Source organism: Streptomyces spiralis (genome assembly GCF_014654675.1).
Lineage (GTDB): Bacteria > Actinomycetota > Actinomycetes > Streptomycetales > Streptomycetaceae > Streptomyces > Streptomyces spiralis.
The window spans coordinates 1-2,753 of the sequence record NZ_BNBC01000120.1 but is presented as its reverse complement, the minus strand read 5'-3'; the positions used below and the strand labels follow the sequence as shown (position 1 = coordinate 2,753).

The following is a 2,753-nucleotide window of genomic DNA, read 5'->3' as shown; positions in this document are numbered from 1 at the left end:
GGGGGTGCGGGTGATCGTCATGCGCAAGGAACTCTCCGGTGGGGTGTCGTCGTCAGGGTGCCGTCCGCTGTGGGGGGGCGGTGGCACGGGGGCGGGGCCCCGTGCTGCTCCGGCCGGTGGGGCGGTCGGTGGGTTTGCGTCCTGCCCGGTGCCGTGCAACGACGACCATGTTTAGCCAGGGCCGGGGTGGGGTGCAAAGGTGTGACGTACTACCCGACATCGGGGAGATGTCCAGAATGTGCCGCTATCAGACCCTATGACCGTGCTGGATGGGGTCTGTCTCCTACGACCCTCGGTAGGATGTGATCTGGCTCCTATGGACAGCCTCACACTCTCAGGCCCTCTGGAGGCCTCCGTTCGTTGATCATTGCGACCAACACAGCAGCCTCTCGTCCGCCGCGAGGCCCTGGAGGAGATCCGCAGCCGGGACGCGGGACCGTAGCGGACCGGTACCCCTGAGTTTCCGAGTGGGCCGGTCTTCCCTCACCCGCACCGACCGACCCGGCCGGCCAGGTCCGGGGATCGTCAGGTCAGGAAGGGCCGAGGGGCTCCAGTGCTGTTCGCCGGACGGCCGGCCGCCTCCGAGGCGGTGGTGGGCCGTCCGGCGAGCGTTCCTTTCAAGGGTTCTGGTTTCTTCGTACCGAGCCGGTCGAGCCGGCGGCGTCAGACGGCGCCGCGCTGCCTGCGGCGCAGGGTGAGATACGTGCCTGTGGCGCCGACGGCGAGCAGGGCACCCGTGGCGAGGCCCACCGGGAGAGCGGGGAACCGCGAGGTGCCGGTGCTCGCGGCGGTGTTCTGCATCGCCGGGGCCGGGGTGATGCTCGTGGAGACGGGCGCCACGTGGTGGATGGGGCCGACCGACTTGATCGAGCCGTCCGCGTTCAGCAGCACCTGCCTGTTGTTCGGGTGCCGGAAGTCGAACATGCCGTTCAGGGAGCCGGCGGTGGCGTCGAAGGAGTGGTCGCCGATCCGGCCGGTGTGCCAGTTGTCCTCGATGAAGCGGATGATCGACGCCTGGTCGGTCAGCGTGTGGTCGACCTTATTGACCTTGCTGTAGGGGGAGACGATCAGCAGCGGCTGACGGGTGCCCGGGCCGCAGCGATCGGCGTAGCCGCCGGACGCCTTCGGCCCGGCCTGGCAGGCGGGGCTGTCGGTGGCCTTGCCGTTGGAGCCGAGGGCGCTGTCGGTGGAGCCGTTGCGCGGTGCGACGTAGGCGTGGTCGTACCAGCCGTCGGAGTCGTCGTAGGCGATCACGACCGCCGTCGACTTCCACTGCGGCGAGTTCTGGATCGCGTTGATCTCATCGACCAGGAAGTGCTGCTCGTCGATCGGGTCGGAGTAGGCGGCGTGGCCGTCCTGGTACTCGGGGGCCTTGACGAAGCTGACGGACGGCAGCTTGCCCGCCTTCAGGGCGGCGTCGAAGTCGGTCAGGTCGTAGTTGTGGTTGGCCTGGCCGTCGTGGCCGATCTCGTCGACGTTCTTGGGTGGCAGGTGGTGCGGGTTGGACGTCGACTTGTAGTACTCGAACGGCGAGTGGTGCGGGCTGTAGTCGACGACCGAGGCGCCACCGACGTTGGTGTGCGCGGTGTCGCACTTGGCGTAGTGACCCTGCTGCCCGTCCCACGTGGTCGAGGGCCGGAAGCCGCCCTGGAACCAACCCCAGCTGACCTTCTTGGAGTTGAGGACGTCACCGATGTTCCTGCCCTGCATGGCCGCCAGCGCGTTGGTGCTGGTGTGGTCCTTGCCGGAGCAGTCGTCGAAGGCCGGGTCGGGGTCGTTGATGACCGTGCCGACGCCCTGTGCATCCGGCGACTTGACCGTGTAGGCGTCCGGGGTCGAGGTCTGCTTGGGGTTCTCGCTGCCCGTGGACGGGTCCACGGAGATGACGCCGTGCGTCTGGCCGGAGACCAGGTTGAGTGCGCCGGGCGTGGAGGGGCCGTAGACCGAGCTGTAGGAACGGTCGCTCATCGCATAGTTCTGGGCGTAGTTCCACAGCGCCGTGACGGTGTTGCCGTCGTAGTAGTCCATCACCAGGCCGGGCTCGCCGAACAGCCCGCCGGAGCACTTGTCGACCTCGGTGTTCTGGACGTACTGGTCGGCCTTGCCGCCGTTCGCCGCGTACTGCTCGGCCCCGTAGTTGTGGTTCTGGTCGCAGGTCATCGCCTGGGACGGGGCGAGTCGCTTGGGGGCGTACTGGTTGGGGTTCTTCGCCAGCAGCCCCGCGTTCGCGAGGGTGTCGATGTGCTTCGGGGTCTTCGTCGACGCGGTGAACTTCGTGCCGTCGGTGTTGGCGGCCTTGGGGTAGGTGGCGAAGTAGTGGTCGAAGGAGACGTTCTCGTCGAAGAGCACGACCACGTGCTCGATCGGCGTGGCGGTCGAGGGATGGCCGTGGTGGCCGGCGGGTGTGGCGGCCCACGTGGGCGCGGTGCCGCCCAGCACCGTGAGCGCTGCCGCGCCCGCGAGTGCCCCCAGAGTCCTCATCGTTGCTCGTCTTGCGCTGTCGGCCATGCCGGTTCCCCTCCGAACCCAAATGTGGTGCGGGTACGGTTCGGATGCTCAGCGGGGCAACAGGCGTCCCGGCCGAGCCACGGTGACCCAGGAGTGAACAACAGGTCAGGAAAGCCAGGTCAAACCTTGACGGTGCCTTGACCCGGGCGAACCGCAGAGCCGTGCGCGCGGGAGTTCAGCCGAGCAGGGCGTGGCCGTACCAGTCCGTCTCGTCCCGTACGCCGGGCAGGGCGAAGTAGTAGCCG

1 protein-coding gene is annotated in these 2,753 nt (G+C 68.2%); it reads right to left on the bottom strand.

Features of this window, described 5'->3' with window-relative positions:
• Positions 1-663 precede the first annotated feature (663 nt).
• Positions 664-2,481, bottom strand: a complete 1,818-nt coding sequence (locus IE318_RS44205) for a phospholipase C (RefSeq protein WP_229904220.1) — start codon at positions 2,479-2,481, stop codon at positions 664-666.
• Positions 2,482-2,753: the final 272 nt, after the last annotated feature.

Excerpts from the sequence above, each read along its gene's own strand:
- IE318_RS44205 (WP_229904220.1), bottom strand. The coding sequence starts at position 2,481 with ATGAGGACTCTGGGGGCACTCGCGGGCGCGGCAGCGCTCACGGTGCTG.